The organism is Melioribacteraceae bacterium (assembly GCA_035362835.1).
Lineage (GTDB): Bacteria > Bacteroidota > Ignavibacteria > Ignavibacteriales > Melioribacteraceae > DSXH01.
This window is the reverse complement of record DAOSDY010000002.1, coordinates 598918-621640: the sequence shown is the minus strand read 5'-3', so window position 1 is coordinate 621640 and position 22723 is coordinate 598918. Positions and strand designations below refer to the sequence as shown.

Below are 22723 nucleotides of genomic sequence, written 5' to 3'. Positions count from 1 at the left end.
AGCTCCGTTTCAGTATTAATTTATAGCAATGGCATTGAACCGGCACGATTCAAAGCACATTCCGCATTTAGTGCATTTCAGTTCAATTATATGATGCGCCTGTTTTTTCTCGCCGACAATTGCTTCTACCGGACATTTCCTCAAACAGACACCGCAGCCGTTACAAATCGAAGGATCGATCTGAAACGTAAGAAGCTCTTTACAGACTTTCGCTTCACATTTACGTTCGAATAAATGCTCTTCATATTCTTCACGGAAATATGTTAAACCTGAGATTACAGGGTTTGGTGCGCTCTGTCCTAATCCGCATAATGAAGTATCACGGATTACATCGGCGAGTCTCTGTAAATGTATAATTCCTTTAAATCTTTGGAGTTGATCGAGTTTATTCCCGTTCGAGCCGTAGCTAACAGGAATCCTTTCGATTATTTCGAGCATTCTTTTAGTACCCTCGCGGCACGGAACACATTTACCGCAGCTCTCATTCTGAATAAACGTAAGGAAATATTTTGCAACATCCACCATACAGGTATCTTCATCCATAACCACAAAACCGCCGGATCCCATCATGGCGCCGACTTTTTTAAGAGATTCATAATCAACTACAGTATCCATAACAGATTCTGGAAGGCATCCTCCCGACGGTCCGCCGATTTGCACAGCTTTAAATTTCTTACCATCCGGAATTCCACCGCCGATATCGAATACAACATCCCTCAGAGGTATACCCATAGGTATTTCAACCAGGCCGCTATTAGCTATTTTACCGCTCAGTGCAAATACTTTAGTCCCTTTACTTTTCTCAGTACCCAGAGAAGAAAACCATCCGGATCCGCGATTGATAATTGAAGTAATGTTTGCGAAGGTTTCTACATTGTTAATTACAGTCGGTTTTCCCCATAATCCAGCATCGGTAGGATAAGGAGGTCTTGGCCGGGGCATTCCCCTCTTACCTTCGATAGAAGCAATGAGCGCGGTCTCTTCGCCGCATACAAATGCACCAGCACCTTTTTTAATTTTGAGATCGAAATCAAAATCACTGTTGAGAATATTTTTACCGAGAAGTCCGTATTCGCGGCACCGTTCAATTGTATTCAGCAGTCTTTCAATTGCAAGAGGATATTCAGCACGGCAATAAATATATCCGAATGATGCACCGATCGCATATCCGCCTAAAATCATACCTTCAACAACTTTGTAAGGGTCACTTTCAAGAACCGACCGGTCCATGAAAGCGCCGGGATCACCTTCATCGGCATTGCAGATTATGTACTTGGTTTCGGAATCTTTTTTATGGGCCATTTCCCATTTAAGGCCTGTTGAAAATCCTCCGCCTCCGCGACCGCGTAATCCGCTCACTTTTATTTCTTCAACTACTTTTTCAGGTGTAAGAATTCTTAATGCTTTATCTAGTGCTTTGAATCCTCCGTTGGCAATATATTCGTCAATCGATTTAGGATTTATGATACCGCAATTTTCAAGAACAACTTTTAATTGTCTTTTGAAAAAAGGATTATCGTTCATTGACGGAACAGTTTCGTTTCCAATTCCGTATTTACCCAGCAATTTCTTTTTATAAACACCTTTTTGAATTACCGTTGTCTTTATAAAATCCGGAACATCCTTTACAAATATTTCGCAATACGATATTCTGTCCTGTCCCGGTAGCTTTATGTCAACAATCGGTTCTTTAGCACAATAACCGATACAGCCGGTTGGGATTATCGATGCGGCAATTTTATTTTTTTCTAATTCCTCTTCAATTACTTTTCTTACTTTTTCTGCGCCGGACGCAAGCCCGCATGTTCCCATACCGATGAATATTAAAGGAACATCCTGACTGATATATTTCAGAGTTTTAAACAATCCGGTAAATTTAGTCTTACAAACTTCATCCTGATGACAAAGTGGTCCGTCAGTACAGCATGCAATAAACTGCTCACATGGAGTTTCAATAGAATGCCAGCATTGGTCGCAACATTTATCAATATAATTTTTCATTCTTCAACCACCTCGATTACCTTCTCTTTTTTAAGAGCTTCTTCTTTTCTGTATTTACTTATAATCTTAGGTATTTCTTTAACTGTTATCCTGCCGTAATATTCATCGTTAATATTTATAACCGGTGCAATACTGCAAGCACCAATACATGCAACTGTTTCGAGGGTAAATAGTTTGTCGCGGGATGTTTGTCCGGCACAAATTCCAAGTTCGTGTTCGAGCGCAATTAATATATTGGCAGAATTTTTAACATGGCATGCGGTTCCTCTGCAAACTCTTATAATATTCTTGCCAAGTGGAGTGAGTCTGAATTGATTATAGAAAGTAGCTACACCATAAACGCTGCTAAGAGGAATTGAAAGATGGCAGGAAATATCTTTCAAAGCTTTTTCCGGTAGAAATCCGTACTGTTCCTGAACATCCTGAAGTATCGGTATAAGATTACTTCTTTCATACAAAGGGTATTTTTTCAGAATTTGAGTATGCATCTTGATCTCAATTTTATTAGTTCACCTCAATAGTCACATTACATGCCAATGAAACGACTAATTTGGGTTTGGAAAATGAGCGAATTAATTGATTTTTTATTTCGGGATCAAAAAAAGATTCCTAAGTGTGAGAAACAAATTCTTTCATTTTCGAACAAAAAAGCAGATTCTGCCATAATCAGATTCTTTCTTCCAATTATTTTTTTTAAGTTGCAGAAAGTTAATTGAGTAATGTAATGGAGAAATTCAACGTATCAAATATTGCACTTAAGCGACGGGCTGCCTGGCTATCCCTGATAGTTGGATTAAGTATGTTTGCCGCTAAAATTTCGGCATACATGATAACCGGTTCAACAGCAATTTTTTCGGATGCAGCTGAATCTGTTGTTCATGTCGCAGCAACATCAATGGCTTTGTTCAGCATCTATCTAAGTTCTAAACCGGCTGACGAATCTCATTTATACGGGCACGGAAACATAGAATACTTTTCTGCTGGAATTGAAGGACTCCTGATTATAGTTGCCGCAGTCACAATAATTTATTCCTCACTTATCGCTCTACTACAAGGTGTATCGATGCAGCAGCTTGATATCGGCACATCCATAATTGCACTGGCAGGGATCGTCAATCTTTTTCTCGGACTCTATTTGATAAGACAAGGGAAGAAAACAAATTCACTTACATTAATTGCTGATGGGAAGCATGTTCTGACCGATTCATATACAAGCATAGCAGTAGTTGCCGGATTAGTGTTAGTACTTATAACAGGTTACTTAGTGCTCGATCCCATAATAGCAATAGTCGTTGCATTCAACATTCTTTTTACCGGTTACAAGCTGATAAGAGAATCAATCAGCGGACTAATGAACGAAACTGATATAAGTATGCTGGAATCTATTACAAATCTATTTGAAGAGATTAAGAAAGACTACTGGATTGACATTCATCATTTAAGATTCCGGAAATCAGGTGAGATAGTATTTGTGGATTTCCACCTTATATTACCTTACTACTTTACTATTGAACAATCGCATCATGAAGAGACCTACATAAGAGATTCATTACGTAAGATATTTCCGGCAACCGGGATACGTGTCCATATGGATTACTGTAAACCTGATTGCTGCAAATATTGCAATTACAACAAATGCACAGAAAGAAAGGATGAGAAGAAGATCGAATTCTCATGGGATGCCAGAAAGCTTATTGGTAATCCCGTTTATGAAATTGACTAGATCTTATTCAGCTCTGCATCTTTTTGAAGGACAGTACTCTCCATCTCCTTTTTATAATCTTTTAATTTATCTGCGATCAGTTCCTCTTTCGTAGCAAGAATCTGCAATGCCAGCAAAGCAGCATTCTTAGAACCATCAATTGCAACGGTTGCAACAGGAACTCCGGGAGGCATCTGTACTATTGATAGCAATGAATCGAATCCGTTGAGAGCACCGCTTTTAAGAGGCACACCAATAACCGGCAAAGTAGTGTAAGCCGCTACAACGCCAGGTAAATGTGCCGCAAGTCCGGCACCTGCAATAAAAACTTTGATCCCCTTCTTCTCCGATTGACTGATAAATTCTTTCAGTTTATTCGGTACTCTATGTGCAGAGAGGATTCGCATTTCATATCCGACAGAAAAATCTTTCAGAACTTCGGCGGCTTTCTGCATAATTGTGATGTCTGAATCGCTTCCCATTACTATACCGACAAGTGGTTTATTTCCGGATGTCATATTTTATTTCCTAATTTTGATAAGAAAGATAATAAAAAAGCAGAGTCCTGTAAAACTCTGCTTCTATAACGAAAGGATTTTTAGAATTTACTTTCTGCTGATTGAGCCTACACCGGAGACATCAGTCTTAGTATTCTTCGGATCTCCATAATAATCGATTGAACCGACACCCGAGACTGAAGCATCCAGATATTCTTTGGCATGAACATTTGCGCTGGCCGCTCCGCTTACCGAAATAAACACCTTACGGGCAATAAGTAATCGGGCATCAATGCTGCCTGCACCTGATAAATCGGCATAAAACTGATCAGTGGTACCTTCAAGTTCAATGCTACCGGCACCGGAGAGCTCGATTTGGAATTTATCCGAATCAATTCCGTAAACTTCGATATCGTTGGCACCCGAACATTCGATTGATGATAACTCCATAGTGGTTATTTCGATCAGTAGTTCTTTCCTAGGGGATAAATTTTTCTTATTCTCAATTACAAGCGTATTTCCCTTAACAAAAGTGCGAATCAACGGTAAAAGGTTTTCTTCAGCTTTTATCCGAATTGATTGGGTTTCTCCCACCCTTACTTTAATTGTATAAGCGCCTGCTGCATCAATTCTGTAGAATTCTTTAACAGATCGGGATTCGGATTTGATTTTTCCGTTTCCCCTCACTCCCCAGAATGTGCAGCTGGAAAAGAGCAATCCTGTTAAAATGAGTATAACAGAAATTTTAAGTTTCATAACAATCTCCAAACTTTGATTCTTTAGACGGAATGATACAATGTATGTTCCTCATACATAAAAATATTTTTGTGATCCATATTATGAGCATCTTAAGATAATATTAGAATTTTTTAATTTATTTCTTAGATTACATACCGGATTCTGAAATCTGTATGACAAACGATGAACTAAATAACTTACAGGCCGAGGCTTACGATCATTTATGGCACGGCCGCCACAGACTTGCATTGAATGCCGCCGTAAAGTTATGCGAATTCAGGCCTAACGACAGTGAAGCGGTAATCTGCGCAGCATGGGCGTATCTTGAAAACGGTAATCCTTCCAAAGCGATGGAATATGCTAACCTCGCAGTTGAATTAAAGAGTGAATCTGCCAAGACAAGGTTTTTCAGAGCCTATCTTCTTACAAGAATGAGCATCTTCGAAGGAGCTATCGCCGATATTGAGAAGAATATAGAGAAAGAAAAAGAGTTATTAAGCTGGACTCACATTACAAAAGCCCGCGCTTATGCCGGATTAAAAAAATTTGATGAAGCAATCAACGCAGTTGACCAGGCAATTCAAATTGCCGGGGATCGAGATTCTTCCCTGATTCAGCAGAGGGAATGGTTCATTAAAGCCAAAAGTGTGTTCCAGGAGAGTTTCAGGCTAAACGAACAAAATATCGGTCAATTTCTAAACGACGGAAAGCAGGCAATAAAAGCAAAAGAATACTGGTTTGCTCTTTTTACCGCTCAAAAGATCCTGTCACAGGATCGATTTAAGAAAGATAAAGTAGAGGCTGAATTACTGGAAATTGAATCAATGTATCTCCTCTTCCAATTCCGCCCCGCATACCAGAAGGCAATTAATCTAAAAAGTAAATTCAAGGGGAATGATAAATTCAATCTTATTTTTAATACTCTTCAAAAATTTATCCTTACTGAAGAGGAGGATTTTGAGAAAGATGCATCACCTTCCAGAAAAACAGGGACGGACCTTAAATATGAACACACCGATACGAATATAATTCCCCAGTTCGATTTCGATTTAAAATCCGAATCAATTTTTTATCCAAACGATTATGCGGATCTTTTTTCAATTAAAATTTTTGATGCCGTTAAAGATGCAAAGGTGAATGTCAGGAATTTCTACAGTCACGTTAACAAGAATATGTCTGCAATTGGTGTGGAAGTAATTTTTAATAATCCCTTCCTTGGCAAGTCTGATAAGACCTATAATTGTAATACTGTCTGGTATCTTAATGATTTTGAGATTCATCGTAACAATTTCCGTTTGAATATTCCCAGAGACTGGGATTCAGTAATTTTTGCGCAGACGATTGGATCTGAACGATCTTCCTCGTGGGAAACAGGCCAGGGTAAAGTTGAGATTTACATCAATAATTTTAAAATCGGAGAAAGGACTTTCGGGATAAGCAATTCAGGTATTCCTGAAGAAGAGCTTAAAGTTCCTCAATCTCCCCCATCAAAAAAGGTTGAGGAGAAAAAGGAGATCAAGGCACCTGTCGCCAGGACTGACCCTGCCAGGTCGATCGATCAGCTGCTTACAGAGCTCGACTCTTTCATTGGTCTAAACAATATTAAACAGACCGTCCGAGATTTTATAGCATATCTCAAATTCACTAACGAGAGAAAAAAATACGGATTGAAGACAGATGAGAAGATTTCCATTAATGCTGTGTTTATAGGAAATCCAGGCACAGGTAAAACTACTGTTGCTCGTCTTCTTGGTGAAATTCTTAAGGCAATGGGAATCCTCCCTTCCGGCCATGTTGTAGAAGTGGACCGTTCCGCACTTGTTGGTCAGTATATTGGTGAGACCGCGCAAAAGACAGAGAAAATTGTAACAGATGCTATTGGCGGAGTTCTGTTTATAGACGAAGCTTATACACTTATTAAAAAAGGAGGATCGCAGGATTTCGGTCAGGAAGCCATTGATGTTATTTTGAAACGGATGGAAGATAAGAAAGGAGAGTTTGTTGTTATAGTAGCAGGTTATCCGGAGGAAATGAATACATTTCTTAATTCTAATCCCGGTTTAAAATCGAGATTCACGCATACATTTACTTTTGAAGACTATCTTCCAGAAGAGATGGTACAGATTTTTAATCTTTACCTTAAAAAAGATGAATATATTCTAACTTCTGAGGCCGAGGAATTGTTAAAGAAGGAGTTTGTAAAACTCTACAGGAACAGGGATAAATCTTTCGGCAATGCCCGGCTGGTAAAGAATATTTTAAATGAAGCTAAACTTAATCTAAGCAAAAGGGTCGTTACTCTGCCGGATAAGGAAAGAACGAAAGAAATTTTAAATACAATAAACGAAGAAGATATCAAGCTGATTCTTCAGCAGACGTCGGCTAAGCAATTAGTCCTTTTAATAAACGAAGAACAGCTTTCAGAAGCGCTGAAGGAGCTCGATAATCTTGTAGGCCTTGAATCGGTTAAAAAAGAAATAAACGATCTTGTAAAACTTGCCCGCTTTTTTGCAGAGCAGGGCGAAGACCTCCGGGCTAAGTTCGGAAATCATTACCTCTTCCTCGGAAACCCAGGTACCGGTAAAACCACCGTAGCAAGAATTTTCAGCAGAATCTTTTCGGCTCTTGGAATTCTAACTAAAGGTCACCTCGTTGAAACAGACCGCCAGGGACTGGTAGCCGGATATGTGGGACAAACAGCCGAAAAAACTACGGCACTTATCGATAAAGCTATCGGCGGAACGTTATTCATCGACGAGGCATATGCTCTTGTAAAACCGGACGGATCCGGAAGCGATTTCGGCAAGGAGGCCATCGATATTCTACTTAAACGGATGGAGGACGACCGCTCCAAGTACATAGTAATTGCAGCAGGTTATACCGAGGAAATGAAAGCTTTCGTAGCAAGTAATCCGGGTATACAGTCGCGATTCAGTAAATCGATTACCTTCGATGATTACTCCCCTGCTGAATTGATGGAAATTGTCTTCCGCTCCCTTAAAAATGAAAAGAAGACGATTACTAAGGATGCTGAAGAAGCACTTAATAAACATTTCTCCGACTTATATAAGAACCGGGATAAGAAATTCGGAAATGCAAGGATTGTGAGGAATCTTCTCGATTCAGTTAAACAAAAAATGCTATTAAGAATTGCCGATATACCTCAGGAGGTGCGAACCGAAGAAAAACTGAGCACAATAATTATTGATGATATAAAAGAAGCTATTGAAATCAGAACCGATGCAAAAGAATATCAGGTAAAAGGGGATCCCCTTAAGCTTCAGGAATATATAGACCAGTTGAATTCTCTCGTAGGACTTGAAAAAGTTAAGGAGAATGTATTTAAACTAATAAGCGGTTCGAAGATAGCCCAGTTAAAAAAGGAGCGCGGACTTCATGTTGTCGAAAAGAATTATAATGCTCTACTTATTGGAAGCGACGGTACCGGAAAAACTACGGTTGCCAAGCTGATCAGCAGAATACTTAAAGAACTTGGTATCCTGGGAAAAGGCCACTTCATCGAAGTCTCCAGAGCCGACCTTATCGGCGCATATCCCGAACAGACAATTATGAAAACCGAAAATAAAATAAAAGAATCGATAGGCGGTACATTATTTATTGAAGATGCCTATACTCTCCTGCTCGACGATAATGAGAGCGGATTGATAGCGCTCGAAACTATCGCAAAAAAAATAGATTACTACAGGGATAAACTTGTTGTTTTTCTTGAAGGACCTGTAGACAGCATAAAACAATTCACATCTAAATTCCCTCAATTTCTTGATCGTTTTCCGCACCGTTTCGATTTCGAAGATTATACACCACGTCAGCTTCTTACAATTGCAAACGAAATTGCCGATAAACACGGCTACAATCTGGATGAAGGTGCTCTTCAGATTTTACTCGAAATATTTACCGAATTAAGCCATCAAAAAGGTTCGTCTTATTCCAACTCTAAAGTAGCCAGGAATATTTTATATTCAGCCATTAGTAACCAGGAACAGAGAATCCTGAGTATTCTTAATCCTGATGATTACGACCTGAAGACTATTGTGCTGGAAGACCTTCAAGCCGTTAAATATTAATTAAATTATATCACAATGCTCACATTAAAAAATCTGAAAAAGAACTACGGTTCCTTTACCGCGGTAAACGGCATTAATCTTGAAATTAATAAAGGAGAGTTGTACGGTTTTCTCGGCCCTAACGGTGCAGGAAAAACTACAACAATTAAAATGATAACAGGACTCCTTTCCCCTACCTCCGGCAACATCCTTTTGGAGGGGAATGATGTATGGCAGAATCCGATCGAGTCTAAAAAGAAGATCGGTTATATACCGGATCAGCCGTTTCTGTACGATAAACTAAGCGGAAGAGAATTTCTCTATTTCAGCGGAGGACTTTACGGATTGACAAAAAAAACTGTTAAGGACAGAATTGATGAGCTGATTGATCTTTTAAAAATTGAAAGTTGGATTGATAAAAGAACCGAAGAATACTCCCAGGGAATGAAACAGAGAATTGTTATTGCATCGGCATTTATTCATAAGCCAGAATTGATTATTGTGGATGAACCGATGATCGGCCTCGATCCGCAAAGCGCTTATATCGTAAAAAGCTTTTTTACCGAATCAGTCGGTAACGGAGTTACGATTTTCATGTCGACCCACAGTCTGAATGTTGTTGAGGAGATTTGTACTTCGGTGGGAATCATAAATAAGGGAAATATCATTTTTAATGATTCATTAACCGCATTAGCAAAGCTGAAATCCGAGAATAACAGGAACTTAGAGGAATTATTCATAAAATTGACTAATGAAGAATGAATCAGCTTATTCACATACTGAAGTACAAAGCCATTGCGTTTATAAGGTTAAACGACCGTCTTGATCTTGCGGGCTTAATAAAAAACTTCGGGAGTTCATTAATCTATATCGGTTTCGCGGTAGGGGCTTTCTTCTTTTCACGAAGACTTATTCAGTTCCTCATGACAGATATAAAAATCGGATTATTTCTGCTTCATGAATTTATATCGATAATTCTTTTCATCTTCTTTCTTGCAGTTAATATCGGCAACATAATAGTTTCTTATTCAACCCTGTACAAGTCGAACGAAATCGGATTTCTTTTTACAAAGCCGGTGACTCCGGTAAAAATATTCATTCTGAAATTTCTGGATAACTTTTTCTACAGTTCATCGACTCTATTACTGATACTTTTATCGGTTCTGCTCGGTTATGCATCATATTTCCAAATGCGTACCGATCATTTGCTGCTGCTCATAATCGGCAATTTCATTCCATTCATATTCAGCGCCGGCTCTTTAGGCGTGATAATTCTAATGATTCTTATGAAGCTCGGCTCCAGATTCAATCCGCGAAGAGTGGTTACAGGACTGGCACTATTATATATTATTATAGTCTCTCTTTTCTTCACTATCAATTCCCCTCTCGAACTTACAAATTCAGTCTTAAAATATTACCCGTTCATAGAGAGGAATATATACCTTAATGATTTGCTTCCGCCGGTAATAAAATATCTGCCGAACAGCTGGCTGGCCGAATCCTCATACTGGCTTATTACTAATCAATTGTCTAATGCTATTCCTCTTTTTATTTCTCAAATATTATTATCAACAGTTTTATTCATTATTGCTCTTTTCCTTGGGAACAGACTCTACTTTAAAACATGGCTTCTGAATCTTAAAATCTCCGGTGATTTTAAAGGAGACAGACACTACAGTAATTTATTTTTAGATTTTTCAAGAAAATCGAGAATGGATTCTAGAACAGAGTCAATTCTTAAGAAGGATTTCTGGGTTTTTGTACGTGAACCGGCTCAATGGATTCATTTACTAGTTCTTTGTTTCCTGATCATTGTTTTTATTTCGAGTGTTTCGGGGATAAGGTATGTTGGGCTCGGGAATTTTTATCTTCAGACCGGGATTTATCTTTCCGTATTCCTTTTTAATATGCTCCTTATATCAACATTATCATTAAGATTTATTTTCCCGATGATAAGTCTGGAAGGATATTCTTTCTGGAAGATTAAATCGGCCCCAGTTAATAATTCATTTTTTTTGAGGAAAAAACTGGTTCCTATGGGGACATTAATTCTGCTTATCAGCACCGGATTGAGCTATTTTATTAATTTCAGATTTTTTTTCGTTTTTGAAATCTCCGCTCTACTTATTAACCTGATTGCTGCTGTCACTATAATTCTGATTAATCTGGGAATGGGAGGGCTGTTTGCAAATTACAGGGAGAAAAACGCAATACGTGTATCATCTTCGCAGGGCGCTTCAATAACATTCCTGCTGGTTATAATTTATATCCTTCTGATTGTGATTCTACTTTTTCAGCCGGTCAGCCAGTACTTTCTCTCAATCATGATTCAACAGTCTTATGATCCGTTAAAAGTATTCTATCCGGTTATCCCGGTTGCTTTACTATCGGCATTCATAATTATTTTATCAATAAGAGGGGCGCTCTATTCTCTTAAAAAGGATTTTTAATTTCCTATATCCTGGGAAAAAGTAATGATATATCCGTCAAGATCCCTCACCGAAAATTCAAGCTGTCCGTAAAACATCAATTGCAGTTCCTGAACGACTTCAAGTTTTGTTTTTAAACTATCGTATAATTCATAAGCATTGTCAATATCGATCAGAAGTGTAAAGGACGGATCAATTTCACCGCCGATATATTTTTTATTCTCTTCCTTAAATACTTTTCGGTCCTGAAACATTACATAAAGTTTTTTCCGCTCTACCACTGCTAAGGTTGCTTCTCCTTCATCAGGAAAGATACTGTACAGTGTAAAACCGAAATACCTTTTATAGAACTCTACCGATTCATTAACATTGTCTACAGGAAGGACAGTTGCTACGGACTCAAGCATCCTGTCGAAACTGTCGTCGTACATCTCCTTTTCATCATTTATTAGATATGTTTTTATAAGCCAGACAAGAAAAAGCGCTAGCCCTATGCTTATAACTATCTTAATTATTTTCGGCAAAATTGATCCGGTATAGTTTTCTTGTAATCAATCCTGTGACGGCTACTATTAACCTTAGCGGTCCCAGTCTGGAAAGCAAAGTAAGAAATTTATTTATCAAACCGTCAACTATGTTAGGTCTTTTGCCTAAAGACCTTAAAGCTGTATCAACCACCTGACCGGCATTTCTGGTAAGAGGACTATTGTCGTTAAGCACCATTCTTTCAAATTCAGTTGATGTATTTCCGGGATTAACCGTTAATACATCCACACCGTACTTTTTGAGCTCCGGCCAGAGGGCATTTCCTAAATACAGATTGAATGCCTTTGTAGCCGAATATGTTGCCATAAGCGGTGTAGGTTGAAAGGCAACAATACTGCCGAGGAATATTATTGCTCCTTTACCTTTTACAATCATTTTTTTGCCGAAATAATTTGTTAAAACACCCGGTGCCAGACAATTCAATTTAATCATCCTTGACTCATATTCAGGGTCAGAGTTTTTATATTCACCGGGTCTACCGATTCCCGCATTATTAATAAGTATTGAGACCTCCTTTGAGCCGGTTGATTCAATTAACTTTTCCAGAAAGTTATTTTCCGAAAGATCAATGGCCGCAATAATGACTTCAATCCCATATTCCAATTTTAATATCGCCGATATTTTTTCAAGCAGATCTTTCCTTCGAGCCACGAGAATAAGATTAATACCCTGTGAAGCGAGTCTAAACGCAAACTCCTTTCCAATTCCAGATGAAGCACCGGTTATTAGTGCCCACTCGCCGTATTTTAATTTCAGATTTTCCATTCTATTTCCTTTTTTAAAATCATAACAGAAGACGCCTGAAAATAGTTTTATTGAAGAAGCAAACCATTTATGTTATTTTGCTCATGTAATTTAATAAGGAACTGCGATGAAAGTAATAAATTTATCCGGGGTCAGAAAAAATGTTGTCACAATGGATGGAGCTAAAAATGTGATGAAACAGATCCCGATATCAAAAACAGACGGTACACCGAATCTTTCGCTCCGGGTCTTTACGGTTGAACCTGACGGTTTTACCCCTTACCACAAACACGACTATGAGCAGCTGAACTATATTATCGAAGGAAACGGAATACTGATCAATGAGAAAGGTGAGGAACAGCCTTTGAAGAAAGGTGATTTTGCACTGGTTCTTCCGAATGAGATGCACCAGTATAAAAATCTTTCGAAGGATGAGCCGCTTGTGTTTATATGCGGAGTTCCCAAGGAATTCGAATAATATATATTACATAAATTATTAATACGGGGTTGATATGAAACGGTCATTCTTGATTTTTATGATTTTTATAATTGCAGCTCCTCTGTCGGCACAGAGTAAGATCAGAATTGTTAAAACTTACGATGCACCTGAAGCAATCGGTCCCTATTCTCAAGCTATTGAATCTAATGGATTCATCTTTTTATCGGGACAGATTGCTATAGATCCGGCAACGGGCCAGATGGAAGGAAAGGATATTGAGAAACAGACGCGCAGAATATTCCGGAATATAAAAGCAGTTCTGAAAGCTTCAGGTACAAAAATATCTAACGTTGTTAAGTGTACCGTGTTCCTATCCGATATGAACGACTTTGCAAAAATGAATGAGATTTACGAGGAGGAATTTGAAGGACATAAACCTGCGCGTTCAACAGTCCAGGTTGCGCGTTTACCCCGCGATGCGATGATCGAAATTGAATGTACTGCCGTAAAATGATAATCAAGGAATATTGCCAATGCTGAAGAAATATTTTTTTCTATGGTTTCCCATGATCATAATTGCGATTCTTAACGGAATTGTACGTCAGACTGTTTATACAATTTATTTAGATGAGCTTTCGGCTCATCAGCTATCGGTTTTTTCAGCGCTTCTGCTCTTCGGAATTTATCTCTGGATTGTTTCAGGTAAATGGAGAATAACTTCGTCATCGCAATCATATCAAATAGGCATTATGTGGTTATTAATGACGATAGCTTTCGAATTCCTCTTCGGACATTATGTTATGGGCCATTCATGGGAATTATTACTTCACGATTATAACTTATTCGAAGGGAGATTATGGATAATCGTCCTTTTGTGGATTGGTCTTTCACCCTCACTTTTTTATTGTCTCAGAATACGAGATAAAGCTTAAAAGGCAGGTGTTAAGTTTAATACATTTATTGTTTGGTTAATTTTAGATAGTTTCGGTCAAAAATTTGCGGGGAAGTTATGAAGCCTGTGACTTTTTTATTATCAGCAGTTATTCTCCTATTTACAATTTCCTGTGCGCCTTCCAGGTTTTACATCGATCAGAATTTTAAGGATATTGAACCGAATTCCACACTTATAATTACAAATGTAAATGAGATCGACATTTCCCAATCATATGATCTTTTCACCCTGGAAAATCTGCGAGTATTAAGAAATTCTTATTATGATATACAGAAGGTAAGGCTGCCGAGAGAACTCAAGGAGATAAGCAGATTTGACAAAATTGAAACTACGTCGTATAAGACTCCCCCTCAATTTGAGAAGAGAGTTTTTCAGATTAATCCGAAAGAGACAGTAGAAGTAATGGTGCCGAAGTCCCGCCTGAATTATGATCTGGGCGGTTTGCTCTATGTGTTATTCTTTGAAAATTATAAAATTGCATTCGAGCTTGAAGAGACCGACACATCGGATCCGGCAAAACATTTCACGGCGGAAAAACTTCCCGGTCTTGAACCGAGTTTAAGTCCAAGCCGGCTATATAAACTTAACTTTACAATAAGATGTAAATACTATTTCTACGATAACCGGAATGAAAAAGTTTTACTTGCAGGGAATGCGGTTATTAAGGAAAGATACAGTCCGGAAATGAATCTTGAAAACAAAATGCTTGAATCGATTAAACTGCTGGCACAAAGATTAATTGACAAAACACCGTTTGCCAAATAGTCTCAGATCATTTCACTCAACAGTTCCGGGCGGGGTTGCGGAATTACAACTTTATTAACGAGCAAGCCTTTATCTGCGATCAGTTTAGCGCCAGAATCCACAGCGCTTTGAACGGCCGCTACTTCCCCTGTTATCGTACAGAATGCTTTTCCGCCAAGAGCCATGGCAAGCCGGATTTCAATTATTTTCACATTTGCTGCTTTAACGGCAGCGTCTGCCCCTTCGATTAATGACGCTACTGAGAAAGACTCGAGAATCCCGAGTGCTTCGAGCATACTCACATTGGAATGTCCTGAAAGAGCCGGGAATATATCCTTATGGACGTTAGGAATTACAAATGTATCTATTACAGCAAAATCGATCTGATTGGCAGCATTATCAACGGCAGATTGAACCTCTGCAACATCTCCGCCGATAAGAACCATATACTTTCCGGAACAGATAGTCCTTGAGAGAATTAATTCAACTTTGGAAGTTTTCAACATAATATCGCAAGCCTGCATTCCGGCCGCAATACTTGTCAGCTCAATTAATCCCAGAGAATTCATTTCCATTTTAATTTCCTTTCGCTTATAGAACTTATGACATCTTTAAATTCATGTTTTACTACCTGCTGATTCTGATGAATTCCTCGTTAATATGAGTGACTTTCCCGCTGATTGAAGCGTGAATTCTGGCCCCGAGTTTTCCGCTTTCCATATCACCAATCAAATCCCCTTCTTTCACACTATCACCAATTTTAACAACCGGTTTTGCCGGGGAACCAACATGCTGTTTAAGATAAATTTTTACCTGAGAAGGATCCGGACTGGTTTTATTGAACGGTGTATGAGAATCATATTTCAAAAGGTCGAGTTTTCTCATCAGCATTTTGAGAGGAACTCTTCTTCCATCTTTAACAGGATGAACTTTTACTTCTTTCGGCTGCTGGTATTTAAGTCCGTTCTGCCTCATATAGACTTTTCCCTGGTCGCATGCTTCGCGGGGGTATAGATCCTCTGGACATGCATAGAGGGAACATAATCCGCATGAACAGCAGAGGTCGGCATATTGATTCCAGACCGCCTGACCTGTAGTCGTAAATACGAGTGAGCGCATCACCTTATGAGGCTGAACATCATAACCGAGAAGATAACGGGGACAGAACTCCGTACAATAGCTGCACTGATCGCATGCTGATTTACCAATACGGTTCATATCGTTAACCGGCCGTTCCTGCCTCATAACCAGATAATGAACCTTCGGAAGAACTATTATTCCGGCTGTTGTTTTCGTAACTGTTTCCGTGAGGTCGAAAGTAAGCCGTCCCATCAGAATACCGCTCATAAATATTCCATACTCACCTACTGTAGCACCGCCTGCGTGTTCAAGCAATTCCTTAACACTCGTACCGACCGGGACGAAAAAGGTCTGAGGTTTTTTAACAGCTCCTGCCACGCAAACAAATTTTTTGGTTAAAGGTTTATCCTCAAGAGCTCTTGAAATATTGTAGAAAGTTTCAACGTTATTTACTACGCATCCTACATCTAGAGGAAGGCCGTGCGGCGGTATCAGTCTTTTTGTCGCAGCATAGACAAGTTCATATTCATCACCCGAAGGATAAAAATCTCCGAGCTGGCACATTTCAATTTTTCCGTTTGTCAGATTATTCTCAACAGCCTCAACGGCGAGAGCATTTTTCGATTTAATTCCGAAGTAGGCTTTCTTTGCGGAAGTCTGTTTAACCATTGCTTCAACGCCATTAACAATTTCAGGAGCGAAGTGAAGCATTATTTCATAGTCCTTGTGCAGAAGAGGTTCACACTCAGCACCGTTTACAAGAACGAATTCTACTTTCGATCTGGCTTTTACGTGTGTCGGGAAACCGGCACCGCCCGCACCGACAATACCTGCATTGTAGATTTTTTCTTCGAGGTTCATTCTTCATTCCTTTTGATCACTACAATTGTTTTATCGTCTTGATATCCCGGTTCCGGAGTGCCGAATTTAATTACATCATCCAGAATAGAATGAGCAATCTCCTTGGCGGATAATCCGGCTGATGCCAGGATTATCTTCTTCAGTCTTTTCTCCTCATAAAATTCATATTTTTCATTGGCTGTGTCAACTATTCCATCCGAATATATTACAAGAAGGTCACCCGGCTTAAAATTTATACTGTCGGTTTCATATCTCGAGTTTGGGGCAGGTCCCAAAAGCGGTCCTGTCGGATCGAGCATAGTAAAAGTTTTGTTTTTCTTACTGAAAAATATCGGGGGATTCTGACCGGCGTTAGCATATAGAAAAAGTCCTTTTTTATCCACGGATAATTCGCCGTAGAAGAGGGATGAGAATTTATCGTCGCTGAATATTTTATTTACAAGCTGATTAATTCTGCTGAGCATCGGAGTAATCTTAATCTGGAAAGTGGATGCCATTCTTATAGCGCCGGATATGTACATCGCCTCTGCAGAAGCCGCAAGTCCTTTCGAAGCGGCATCTCCGACAACTACTCCGAGCCGTTCCTCATCCTCTCCTATTTTAAGATAGTCGTAAAAATCACCTGCGACAGTATCGGCCGGGATAGTAACACCGAACAGTTCGTAAAAGTGGAATTTATATTGATGTTCAGGCAGAATACTTCTCTGAAGCTCTTTTGCCTTGTCAATATCCTGAATCAGATTTTTTCTCGATTGGGATAAAAATCTTTCTTTCAGTCTGGATGTTAAAACTGTTGCAACAATATTCAATGTATATCTGAGGTCTTCGTCAATCGATTCGCTGTTTACCACAATCAGGTATTCATAATATTTTTTATTTCCGATATTTATTTTTTTACCGACACCCGAAGCCGAATAACGGAAAATCCCTTTTGAAAGAAGAGTTTTGTTTGTTTCATCGGCAAGAAGAGTCCTTTCTCTGGAGAGTCTTTCAAATATCGGATATTCTTTGATGTTGAGATAAAAATCATCAGGAATCTTCTGAACATTGCCAGTCTGGAAAAGAAGTTTATAGGCTTTTTTAGAATGATTTAATTTCCAGATTCTACCGCCTGTAACATTGAATTTGCTGCTTTTAACCAGCTGTTCAACAACAGATTGCATTAATTCGGTTTCAGTTTTGAAATAACCGCCTGCAATTGAATCGATGGTTTTTAATAATCTTTTCTGATCCATAAAATTTGATCTATTCTGTATATGAGAAAATAATTTTTTCCAGTGCTTCCCTGCAGACCCGGTTGAACTCATTAGATGTAAATGCTCTCATAATGCTGTCGTGAGTAGGACGGTAGACACCTTTAGGGACATAACCGGCACCCTCGAAAGCTCCGATCTTATTCCGGAATTTCTCCTCATCGGGAGTAGGAACCGGAGTATCTTTATCGATCAGATTCTTCCATTTGCTTTCGAAGTTCACCATAGTAGTAATATTCGGTTCCCATGGTTCAACTCCTGCCGGATAGAAATCCTGATATGTAGGATCATCGCCGTACTCATCGGCAAGACCACCCAGTCCATGACCGAATTCATGAACAAAAACCTGTTTCGATGCCTGGTGATCAACCGAAGTAACATTATAATAATTATAAATTCCCCCGCCGCCGTATTTCGAAGTATTAACAAGTATAAAGATCTGGTCGTTGGGTGCATTAGCGGCAATGTCACGAATCGTATGATAATCGGTCGTCATCAGATATCTTTCGCTGTCGAAAGTATAGAAATGAGAATTAACAATTGTTCTGACCCAAACATTTTTACCCGGGATATCAGTGCCGCTTTCCGGTGACGGAGCTTCCACTCCCCAGAAATTTATTTTATCTGAGTTTTCTTTGAATGGTGAATATTCAAAAAGGTAACCGGCAAATCTTTTGCAATCGGAGCGGAATTTTTCCATTTCAGATTCCGTATAACCCTCCGGAATTAAGACAATATCAAGTTTTGTTGAAGGATCGCCTGAATAATAGACCTGAAAACTTGGATACGGTTTAATTTTTTCTTTGATGATGAAATAATTAAGTGGATCTACCATGTATTCAAATCGTTTTTCAAAATTATTGAACTTGTCCCTTCTGTGGATTTCAATCCGGATTTTCATTTTAGGAAAAGGCATAGTTACAGAGCCTGACATACTTCTTTTAGTATTTTTAGCTTCTTCAGTAGTCTGCCATTCCTGAAAGAGTGTTGAAAATCCTCTCGAATAGATCAGGTCTCCGGAAGCAGAATCAAAAACCTTTAGCATATAATTCCCATAACCGAAAGGATCGATCAGGTTTGTTCTTGTCCCGCTCCAGGGTCCTTCTTCAATCAGCTTATCGAATGTTATCAATTCGGCAGACTTATCGCCCGTATGAAAAAAGTCGAGGCGTAAAGTATTTCCTGAAAAATATTTTTCAAATCCCGTTTGCGCGGAAATTAATTGAAATCCGAGCAGAAAAATCGAAAGGATCTTTTTCATTTAACCCCCTGTAAATTATTTAGAAATCTTTCTGGAACCGGGTTTTACCAGTTCAATCTTTTTTTCTGCGCAGAGTGGGCACTCTTCAGGCAGATATGATACGACCTCTAGTTGTAGAGTACTGAATTGCGGGACACCGAACTGGACTTTATTATTACTCCGGTCAACTATATACCCGACTCCGGCAACAATCCCACCATATTCCCTAACAATTTCCATCACTTCGAAAACTGATCCGCCGGTTGTGACAACATCTTCGCAGACCAGGTACTTTTTTCCCTCTTCGATATGGAATCCGCGTCTCAGGGTCAGTTTCTTTTCCTCTCTTTCTGCAAAGATCGACTTTTTATTGAGAAGCCGGGCTACCTCCTGACCGACTATGATGCCTCCGATAGCAGGTGAAATGACGGCATCAATTTCAAAATTCTTGAAATGATCGGCAATTTTTTTGCAAATGATCTCATTGTACTCAGGATATTGGAGCACAAGGGCGCATTGGAAGTACTGATTGCTATGTCTTCCAGAAGTTAATAAAAAATGCCCGTTTAAAAGGGCATTTGTACTCAGGAAAATATCGTAGATGTTTTTCATTATTTTATTTTATCGATTTGTTGTGCCAGATTAAAGTCTTTTTCGGTTAATCCGCCCAGGCTATGGGTAAAAATTGAAACCTTTACTTTATTCCATCCAAAGAGGAGTAAATCCGGATGATGATCCATCTTTTCAGCTTCAATACCGGACCTTACAACAAAAGCAAGTGCTTCCGGGAAGTCATTAAAATGGAAGACTTTAACTAATGTATCATTTTCAATTTTCCAATCGCCAAGTAAAGTCAGAGAATCTTTTATCTGTTCAGTACTAAGTAATTTCATACAAATACCTTACGCAGATAATTAAACAGATTGCTTCTCTTCGCTACCCTGCTCTTCAGGTTCCGTAGTCTTAGCCGGGACAAAATATAATTCTTCAGTATTCTTCTTATGTTTAACAAGAATCTTATCCCCTTCTTTAAAATGATTAAGAAGGAGTTCTTCGGCAAGAGGATCCTCAACATATTTCTGGATTGCTCTCTTTAAAGGCCTTGCTCCGAATTTGGGATCAAAACCCTTATCGGTTAGAAATTCAATTGACGATTTATGAAGCTCGATACTCATCTTGCTGTCGCTTATATTCTTTACCAGGTCCTTCATCTCGATAGAGATAATCTGTTTGATATCATCCTTATCGAGGCTGCGGAATACGATGGCTTCGTCAATACGGTTCAGGAACTCCGGATTAAAGAGACGTTTCATTGCATCCTCAACAGTATTCTTGAGCTGGGAATAGTGGTCGGCTTCGCTCTGACCGCTGAATCCGAATCCGCCTGTAGTCTTAATATCCTTGGTTCCGACGTTGGACGTCATAATAATAATTGTATTTCTGAAATCGACGCGTCTGCCGAGACTATCTGTCAATTGACCGTCATCAAGTACCTGAAGGAGAATATTGAACACGTCCGGATGAGCTTTTTCAATTTCATCAAATAGAACGACCGAATAAGGTTTCCTGCGAACCCGTTCAGTCAGCTGTCCCCCTTCTTCATATCCCACATATCCGGGAGGTGCGCCAACAAGTCTTGATACTGCAAATTTTTCCATATACTCGCTCATATCGATCCGGACAAGGGCTTCCTCGCTATCGAACAGGTATCTTGCAAGTTCTTTAGCAAGCTCGGTTTTACCAACGCCTGTGGGCCCAAGGAATATAAAAGTGCCAATCGGTTTATTAGCCCGTTTCAATCCTGCGCGAGTTCTTCTAATCGCTTTGCTAAGTTTAATAACCGCTTCATCCTGCCCTACAATTTTTTCTTTGAGAGCAGATTCCATTTTAAGAAGTTTCTCGGATTCTGCCTGTACAACACGAGTTACCGGAATTCCCGTCATCATGGAGACGACAGTTGCAATATCATCTTCGCTTACATCATAAACGAGGTCCTTAGTTTTACTATCCCATTCTCTTTTCGCGATTTCGAGGTCGGACTGGAACTGCCGTTCTTTATCCCTCAGGCGTGCAGCTTCTTCATAATCCTGCTGTTTAACCACCTGGATCTTCTGCTGTTTAATCTTTTCAATTTCCTCTTCGAGCTTAAGAACTTCTTCCGAAACCGTAAAGTTACCCATATGAACACGCGAGCCGGCTTCGTCAATTACATCTATAGCCTTATCGGGCAGGTAACGGTCGGTTATATAACGTTCACTTAATCTAACAGCCGAATCGATCGCTTCGTTTGAGTATTTAACGTGATGATGTTCCTCGTATTTGAATTTGATATTCTCAAGAATTTTAATAGTTTCATCGGCACTCGGCGGATCGACCATTACTTTCTGAAAACGCCTGTCGAGTGCGCCGTCTGTTTCAATAAATTTTCTGTATTCATCCAGAGTAGTAGCACCGATACACTGAATATCCCCGCGGGCAAGCGCGGGTTTAAACATATTTGAAGCATCGAGAGAACCTGAGGCACCGCCGGCACCTACAATTGTGTGGAGCTCGTCGATAAAGAGAATAACGTCGTCTGCCTTCTCCAGTTCTGTCATAAGGGCTTTCATTCTCTCTTCGAACTGTCCGCGGTATTTTGTACCTGCCACAAGTCCTGCAAGGTCGAGAGTTACAACTCTCTTATCCTGGAGTATTCGGGGCACTTTACGCATAACGATTCTTAAAGCAAGACCTTCAGCGATAGCTGTTTTGCCTACGCCCGGTTCGCCAATAAGAACTGGATTATTCTTCTTTCTGCGGCTCAGTACCTGGGCAACTCTTTCAATCTCTTTTTCACGTCCGATTACAGGATCGAGTTTATCTTCAATTGCCAGCTTGGTAAGGTCGCGACCGAAATTATCAAGAACGGGAGTTTTAGATTTATCGATTTTCTTTGCTGTAAAAGGCTGAGCAGTCCCGCCTTTTTCTGTGCTTTTAGTGCTTAATATACTGTTCAATTCGGCACGGGCATTATCATAGGTAACTGTAAACTGATGTAAAATCTGTGTCGCGATATTGTCCTCATCTCTCAGCAGAGACAGTAAAATATGTTCAGTACCGATTACATCCGACTTATAGATTTTCGATTCGATCTGAGTAATCTTAAGAACTTTTTCGGCCTGTTTGGTAAGAGGTATATTTCCGATCGTTAGAGTTCCGCCGGAAGTCCGGACGGTATCCTCAATTGCTTTTTTCAATTTTACAAGATCGACTTCGAGGTTTCTAAGAATTTTGACGGCAACGCCCTGGCCTTCCCTTATAATACCAAGCAACAGATGTTCGGTGCCGATATAATCATGACCCAACCTTAAAGCTTCTTCGCGGCTTAACCTTATAACTTCCTGAACCCTTTCAGAAAAATTGCCTTCCATATTATTCCTTTCTAAATCTTAGC

General features: G+C 39.4%; 21 protein-coding genes. 8 read left to right on the top strand and 13 right to left on the bottom strand.

Translation table 11 applies throughout. The features are described 5' to 3' along the window. Window positions 1-15: 15 nt before the first annotated feature. The gene (locus PLZ15_09950) at window positions 16-2001 is read right to left on the bottom strand and encodes an NADH-ubiquinone oxidoreductase-F iron-sulfur binding region domain-containing protein (GenBank protein HOI30066.1); all 1986 of its coding nucleotides are present in this window, start codon (window positions 1999-2001) and stop codon (window positions 16-18) included. Further along, window positions 1998-2489, bottom strand: a complete 492-nt coding sequence (gene nuoE / locus PLZ15_09945) for an NADH-quinone oxidoreductase subunit NuoE (protein HOI30065.1) — start codon at window positions 2487-2489, stop codon at window positions 1998-2000. Before nuoE ends, PLZ15_09950 begins: the two co-directional genes overlap by 4 nt. A gap of 236 nt (window positions 2490-2725) precedes the next feature. Here nuoE and PLZ15_09940 point away from each other — a divergent pair, with 236 nt between their 5' ends. After that, window positions 2726-3724 (top strand): cation diffusion facilitator family transporter, encoded by a 999-nt coding sequence (locus tag PLZ15_09940; protein ID HOI30064.1) that lies wholly within the window; start codon window positions 2726-2728, stop codon window positions 3722-3724. Here the strand turns inward: PLZ15_09940 and purE are convergent. Both purE and PLZ15_09930 read right to left on the bottom strand, forming a co-directional pair. Beyond that, entirely contained in the window at window positions 3721-4221 is a 501-nt protein-coding gene (purE, locus tag PLZ15_09935) for a 5-(carboxyamino)imidazole ribonucleotide mutase (GenBank protein ID HOI30063.1), read from the bottom strand. The two genes, PLZ15_09940 and purE, sit on opposite strands and share 4 nt — an antisense overlap. An 87-nt stretch (window positions 4222-4308) precedes the next feature. Next, window positions 4309-4956 carry a head GIN domain-containing protein gene (locus PLZ15_09930; protein HOI30062.1) on the bottom strand — a complete coding sequence of 216 codons (648 nt, stop codon included), beginning with the start codon at window positions 4954-4956 and terminating at the stop codon, window positions 4309-4311. A 155-nt stretch (window positions 4957-5111) separates the two neighbouring features. Between PLZ15_09930 and PLZ15_09925 the strand changes: the two genes are divergently transcribed. The 3 genes from PLZ15_09925 to PLZ15_09915 are packed head-to-tail and all read left to right on the top strand — an operon-like array spanning window position 5112 to window position 11452. Then, complete coding sequence (locus tag PLZ15_09925) at window positions 5112-9023, top strand: AAA family ATPase (GenBank protein ID HOI30061.1); 3912 nt, start codon at window positions 5112-5114, stop codon at window positions 9021-9023. 15 nt (window positions 9024-9038) lie between these two features. Then, window positions 9039-9764, top strand: a complete 726-nt coding sequence (locus PLZ15_09920; GenBank protein ID HOI30060.1) for an ABC transporter ATP-binding protein — start codon at window positions 9039-9041, stop codon at window positions 9762-9764. Continuing rightward, on the top strand, window positions 9761-11452 hold the full coding sequence (locus PLZ15_09915; protein HOI30059.1) for a hypothetical protein: 1692 nt from the start codon (window positions 9761-9763) through the stop codon (window positions 11450-11452). Before PLZ15_09920 ends, PLZ15_09915 begins: the two co-directional genes overlap by 4 nt. Here the strand turns inward: PLZ15_09915 and PLZ15_09910 are convergent. Both PLZ15_09910 and PLZ15_09905 read right to left on the bottom strand, forming a co-directional pair. Continuing rightward, window positions 11449-11955 (bottom strand): VOC family protein, encoded by a 507-nt coding sequence (locus PLZ15_09910; protein ID HOI30058.1) that lies wholly within the window; start codon window positions 11953-11955, stop codon window positions 11449-11451. The two genes, PLZ15_09915 and PLZ15_09910, sit on opposite strands and share 4 nt — an antisense overlap. Next, on the bottom strand, window positions 11939-12742 hold the full coding sequence (locus PLZ15_09905; GenBank protein HOI30057.1) for an SDR family oxidoreductase: 804 nt from the start codon (window positions 12740-12742) through the stop codon (window positions 11939-11941). The genes PLZ15_09910 and PLZ15_09905 overlap by 17 nt, the downstream gene beginning before the upstream one ends. A gap of 106 nt (window positions 12743-12848) precedes the next feature. Between PLZ15_09905 and PLZ15_09900 the strand changes: the two genes are divergently transcribed. The 4 genes from PLZ15_09900 to PLZ15_09885 all read left to right on the top strand — a co-directional run bounded on the left by PLZ15_09900 (window position 12849) and on the right by PLZ15_09885 (window position 14877). Beyond that, complete coding sequence (locus PLZ15_09900) at window positions 12849-13199, top strand: cupin domain-containing protein (GenBank protein HOI30056.1); 351 nt, start codon at window positions 12849-12851, stop codon at window positions 13197-13199. 34 nt (window positions 13200-13233) lie between these two features. Beyond that, complete coding sequence (locus PLZ15_09895) at window positions 13234-13674, top strand: RidA family protein (GenBank protein ID HOI30055.1); 441 nt, start codon at window positions 13234-13236, stop codon at window positions 13672-13674. Between the two features lie 19 nt (window positions 13675-13693). Beyond that, window positions 13694-14092 (top strand): hypothetical protein, encoded by a 399-nt coding sequence (locus tag PLZ15_09890; protein ID HOI30054.1) that lies wholly within the window; start codon window positions 13694-13696, stop codon window positions 14090-14092. 77 nt (window positions 14093-14169) lie between these two features. Beyond that, window positions 14170-14877, top strand: coding sequence for a hypothetical protein (locus PLZ15_09885; protein ID HOI30053.1), 708 nt, complete (start codon window positions 14170-14172; stop codon window positions 14875-14877). A gap of 2 nt (window positions 14878-14879) precedes the next feature. On the opposite strand, the gene PLZ15_09880 is transcribed toward PLZ15_09885, so the two are convergent. Genes PLZ15_09880 through PLZ15_09850 form a run of 7 tightly spaced genes read right to left on the bottom strand, consistent with a single transcriptional unit; the run spans window position 14880 to window position 22700 of the window. Then, window positions 14880-15431: a BMC domain-containing protein gene (locus tag PLZ15_09880; GenBank protein HOI30052.1), complete on the bottom strand. Its 552-nt coding sequence runs from the start codon at window positions 15429-15431 to the stop codon at window positions 14880-14882. A 52-nt stretch (window positions 15432-15483) separates the two neighbouring features. Further along, the gene (locus PLZ15_09875; GenBank protein HOI30051.1) at window positions 15484-16797 is read right to left on the bottom strand and encodes a 4Fe-4S dicluster domain-containing protein; all 1314 of its coding nucleotides are present in this window, start codon (window positions 16795-16797) and stop codon (window positions 15484-15486) included. Beyond that, window positions 16794-18032, bottom strand: a complete 1239-nt coding sequence (locus PLZ15_09870; protein HOI30050.1) for a PP2C family protein-serine/threonine phosphatase — start codon at window positions 18030-18032, stop codon at window positions 16794-16796. The genes PLZ15_09875 and PLZ15_09870 overlap by 4 nt, the downstream gene beginning before the upstream one ends. Window positions 18033-18042: 10 nt before the next feature. Beyond that, complete coding sequence (locus PLZ15_09865) at window positions 18043-19311, bottom strand: M64 family metallopeptidase (protein ID HOI30049.1); 1269 nt, start codon at window positions 19309-19311, stop codon at window positions 18043-18045. Window positions 19312-19326: 15 nt separating this feature from the next. Next, window positions 19327-19902 carry an orotate phosphoribosyltransferase gene (gene pyrE, locus PLZ15_09860; GenBank protein ID HOI30048.1) on the bottom strand — a complete coding sequence of 192 codons (576 nt, stop codon included), beginning with the start codon at window positions 19900-19902 and terminating at the stop codon, window positions 19327-19329. Continuing rightward, window positions 19902-20183 (bottom strand): 4a-hydroxytetrahydrobiopterin dehydratase, encoded by a 282-nt coding sequence (locus PLZ15_09855; GenBank protein HOI30047.1) that lies wholly within the window; start codon window positions 20181-20183, stop codon window positions 19902-19904. The genes pyrE and PLZ15_09855 overlap by 1 nt, the downstream gene beginning before the upstream one ends. Window positions 20184-20204: 21 nt before the next feature. Then, window positions 20205-22700, bottom strand: a complete 2496-nt coding sequence (locus PLZ15_09850) for an ATP-dependent Clp protease ATP-binding subunit (protein HOI30046.1) — start codon at window positions 22698-22700, stop codon at window positions 20205-20207. Window positions 22701-22723 lie beyond the last annotated feature (23 nt).

Bases quoted from the DNA above. Each gene is read 5' to 3' on its own strand.
- PLZ15_09900 (HOI30056.1), top strand. From the start codon at position 12,849: ATGAAAGTAATAAATTTATCCGGGGTCAGAAAAAATGTTGTCACAATG.
- pyrE (HOI30048.1), bottom strand. From the start codon at position 19,902: ATGAAAAACATCTACGATATTTTCCTGAGTACAAATGCCCTTTTAAAC.
- PLZ15_09895 (HOI30055.1), top strand. From the start codon at position 13,234: ATGAAACGGTCATTCTTGATTTTTATGATTTTTATAATTGCAGCTCCT.
- PLZ15_09915 (HOI30059.1), top strand. From the start codon at position 9,761: ATGAATCAGCTTATTCACATACTGAAGTACAAAGCCATTGCGTTTATA.
- PLZ15_09920 (HOI30060.1), top strand. From the start codon at position 9,039: ATGCTCACATTAAAAAATCTGAAAAAGAACTACGGTTCCTTTACCGCG.
- PLZ15_09940 (HOI30064.1), top strand. From the start codon at position 2,726: ATGGAGAAATTCAACGTATCAAATATTGCACTTAAGCGACGGGCTGCC.
- purE (HOI30063.1), bottom strand. From the start codon at position 4,221: ATGACATCCGGAAATAAACCACTTGTCGGTATAGTAATGGGAAGCGAT.
- PLZ15_09870 (HOI30050.1), bottom strand. From the start codon at position 18,032: ATGGATCAGAAAAGATTATTAAAAACCATCGATTCAATTGCAGGCGGT.
- PLZ15_09855 (HOI30047.1), bottom strand. From the start codon at position 20,183: ATGAAATTACTTAGTACTGAACAGATAAAAGATTCTCTGACTTTACTT.
- PLZ15_09890 (HOI30054.1), top strand. From the start codon at position 13,694: ATGCTGAAGAAATATTTTTTTCTATGGTTTCCCATGATCATAATTGCG.
- PLZ15_09950 (HOI30066.1), bottom strand. From the start codon at position 2,001: ATGAAAAATTATATTGATAAATGTTGCGACCAATGCTGGCATTCTATT.
- PLZ15_09930 (HOI30062.1), bottom strand. From the start codon at position 4,956: ATGAAACTTAAAATTTCTGTTATACTCATTTTAACAGGATTGCTCTTT.
- PLZ15_09925 (HOI30061.1), top strand. From the start codon at position 5,112: ATGACAAACGATGAACTAAATAACTTACAGGCCGAGGCTTACGATCAT.
- PLZ15_09880 (HOI30052.1), bottom strand. From the start codon at position 15,431: ATGGAAATGAATTCTCTGGGATTAATTGAGCTGACAAGTATTGCGGCC.
- PLZ15_09905 (HOI30057.1), bottom strand. From the start codon at position 12,742: ATGGAAAATCTGAAATTAAAATACGGCGAGTGGGCACTAATAACCGGT.
- PLZ15_09850 (HOI30046.1), bottom strand. From the start codon at position 22,700: ATGGAAGGCAATTTTTCTGAAAGGGTTCAGGAAGTTATAAGGTTAAGC.
- PLZ15_09875 (HOI30051.1), bottom strand. From the start codon at position 16,797: ATGAACCTCGAAGAAAAAATCTACAATGCAGGTATTGTCGGTGCGGGC.
- PLZ15_09885 (HOI30053.1), top strand. From the start codon at position 14,170: ATGAAGCCTGTGACTTTTTTATTATCAGCAGTTATTCTCCTATTTACA.
- PLZ15_09865 (HOI30049.1), bottom strand. From the start codon at position 19,311: ATGAAAAAGATCCTTTCGATTTTTCTGCTCGGATTTCAATTAATTTCC.
- nuoE (HOI30065.1), bottom strand. From the start codon at position 2,489: ATGCATACTCAAATTCTGAAAAAATACCCTTTGTATGAAAGAAGTAAT.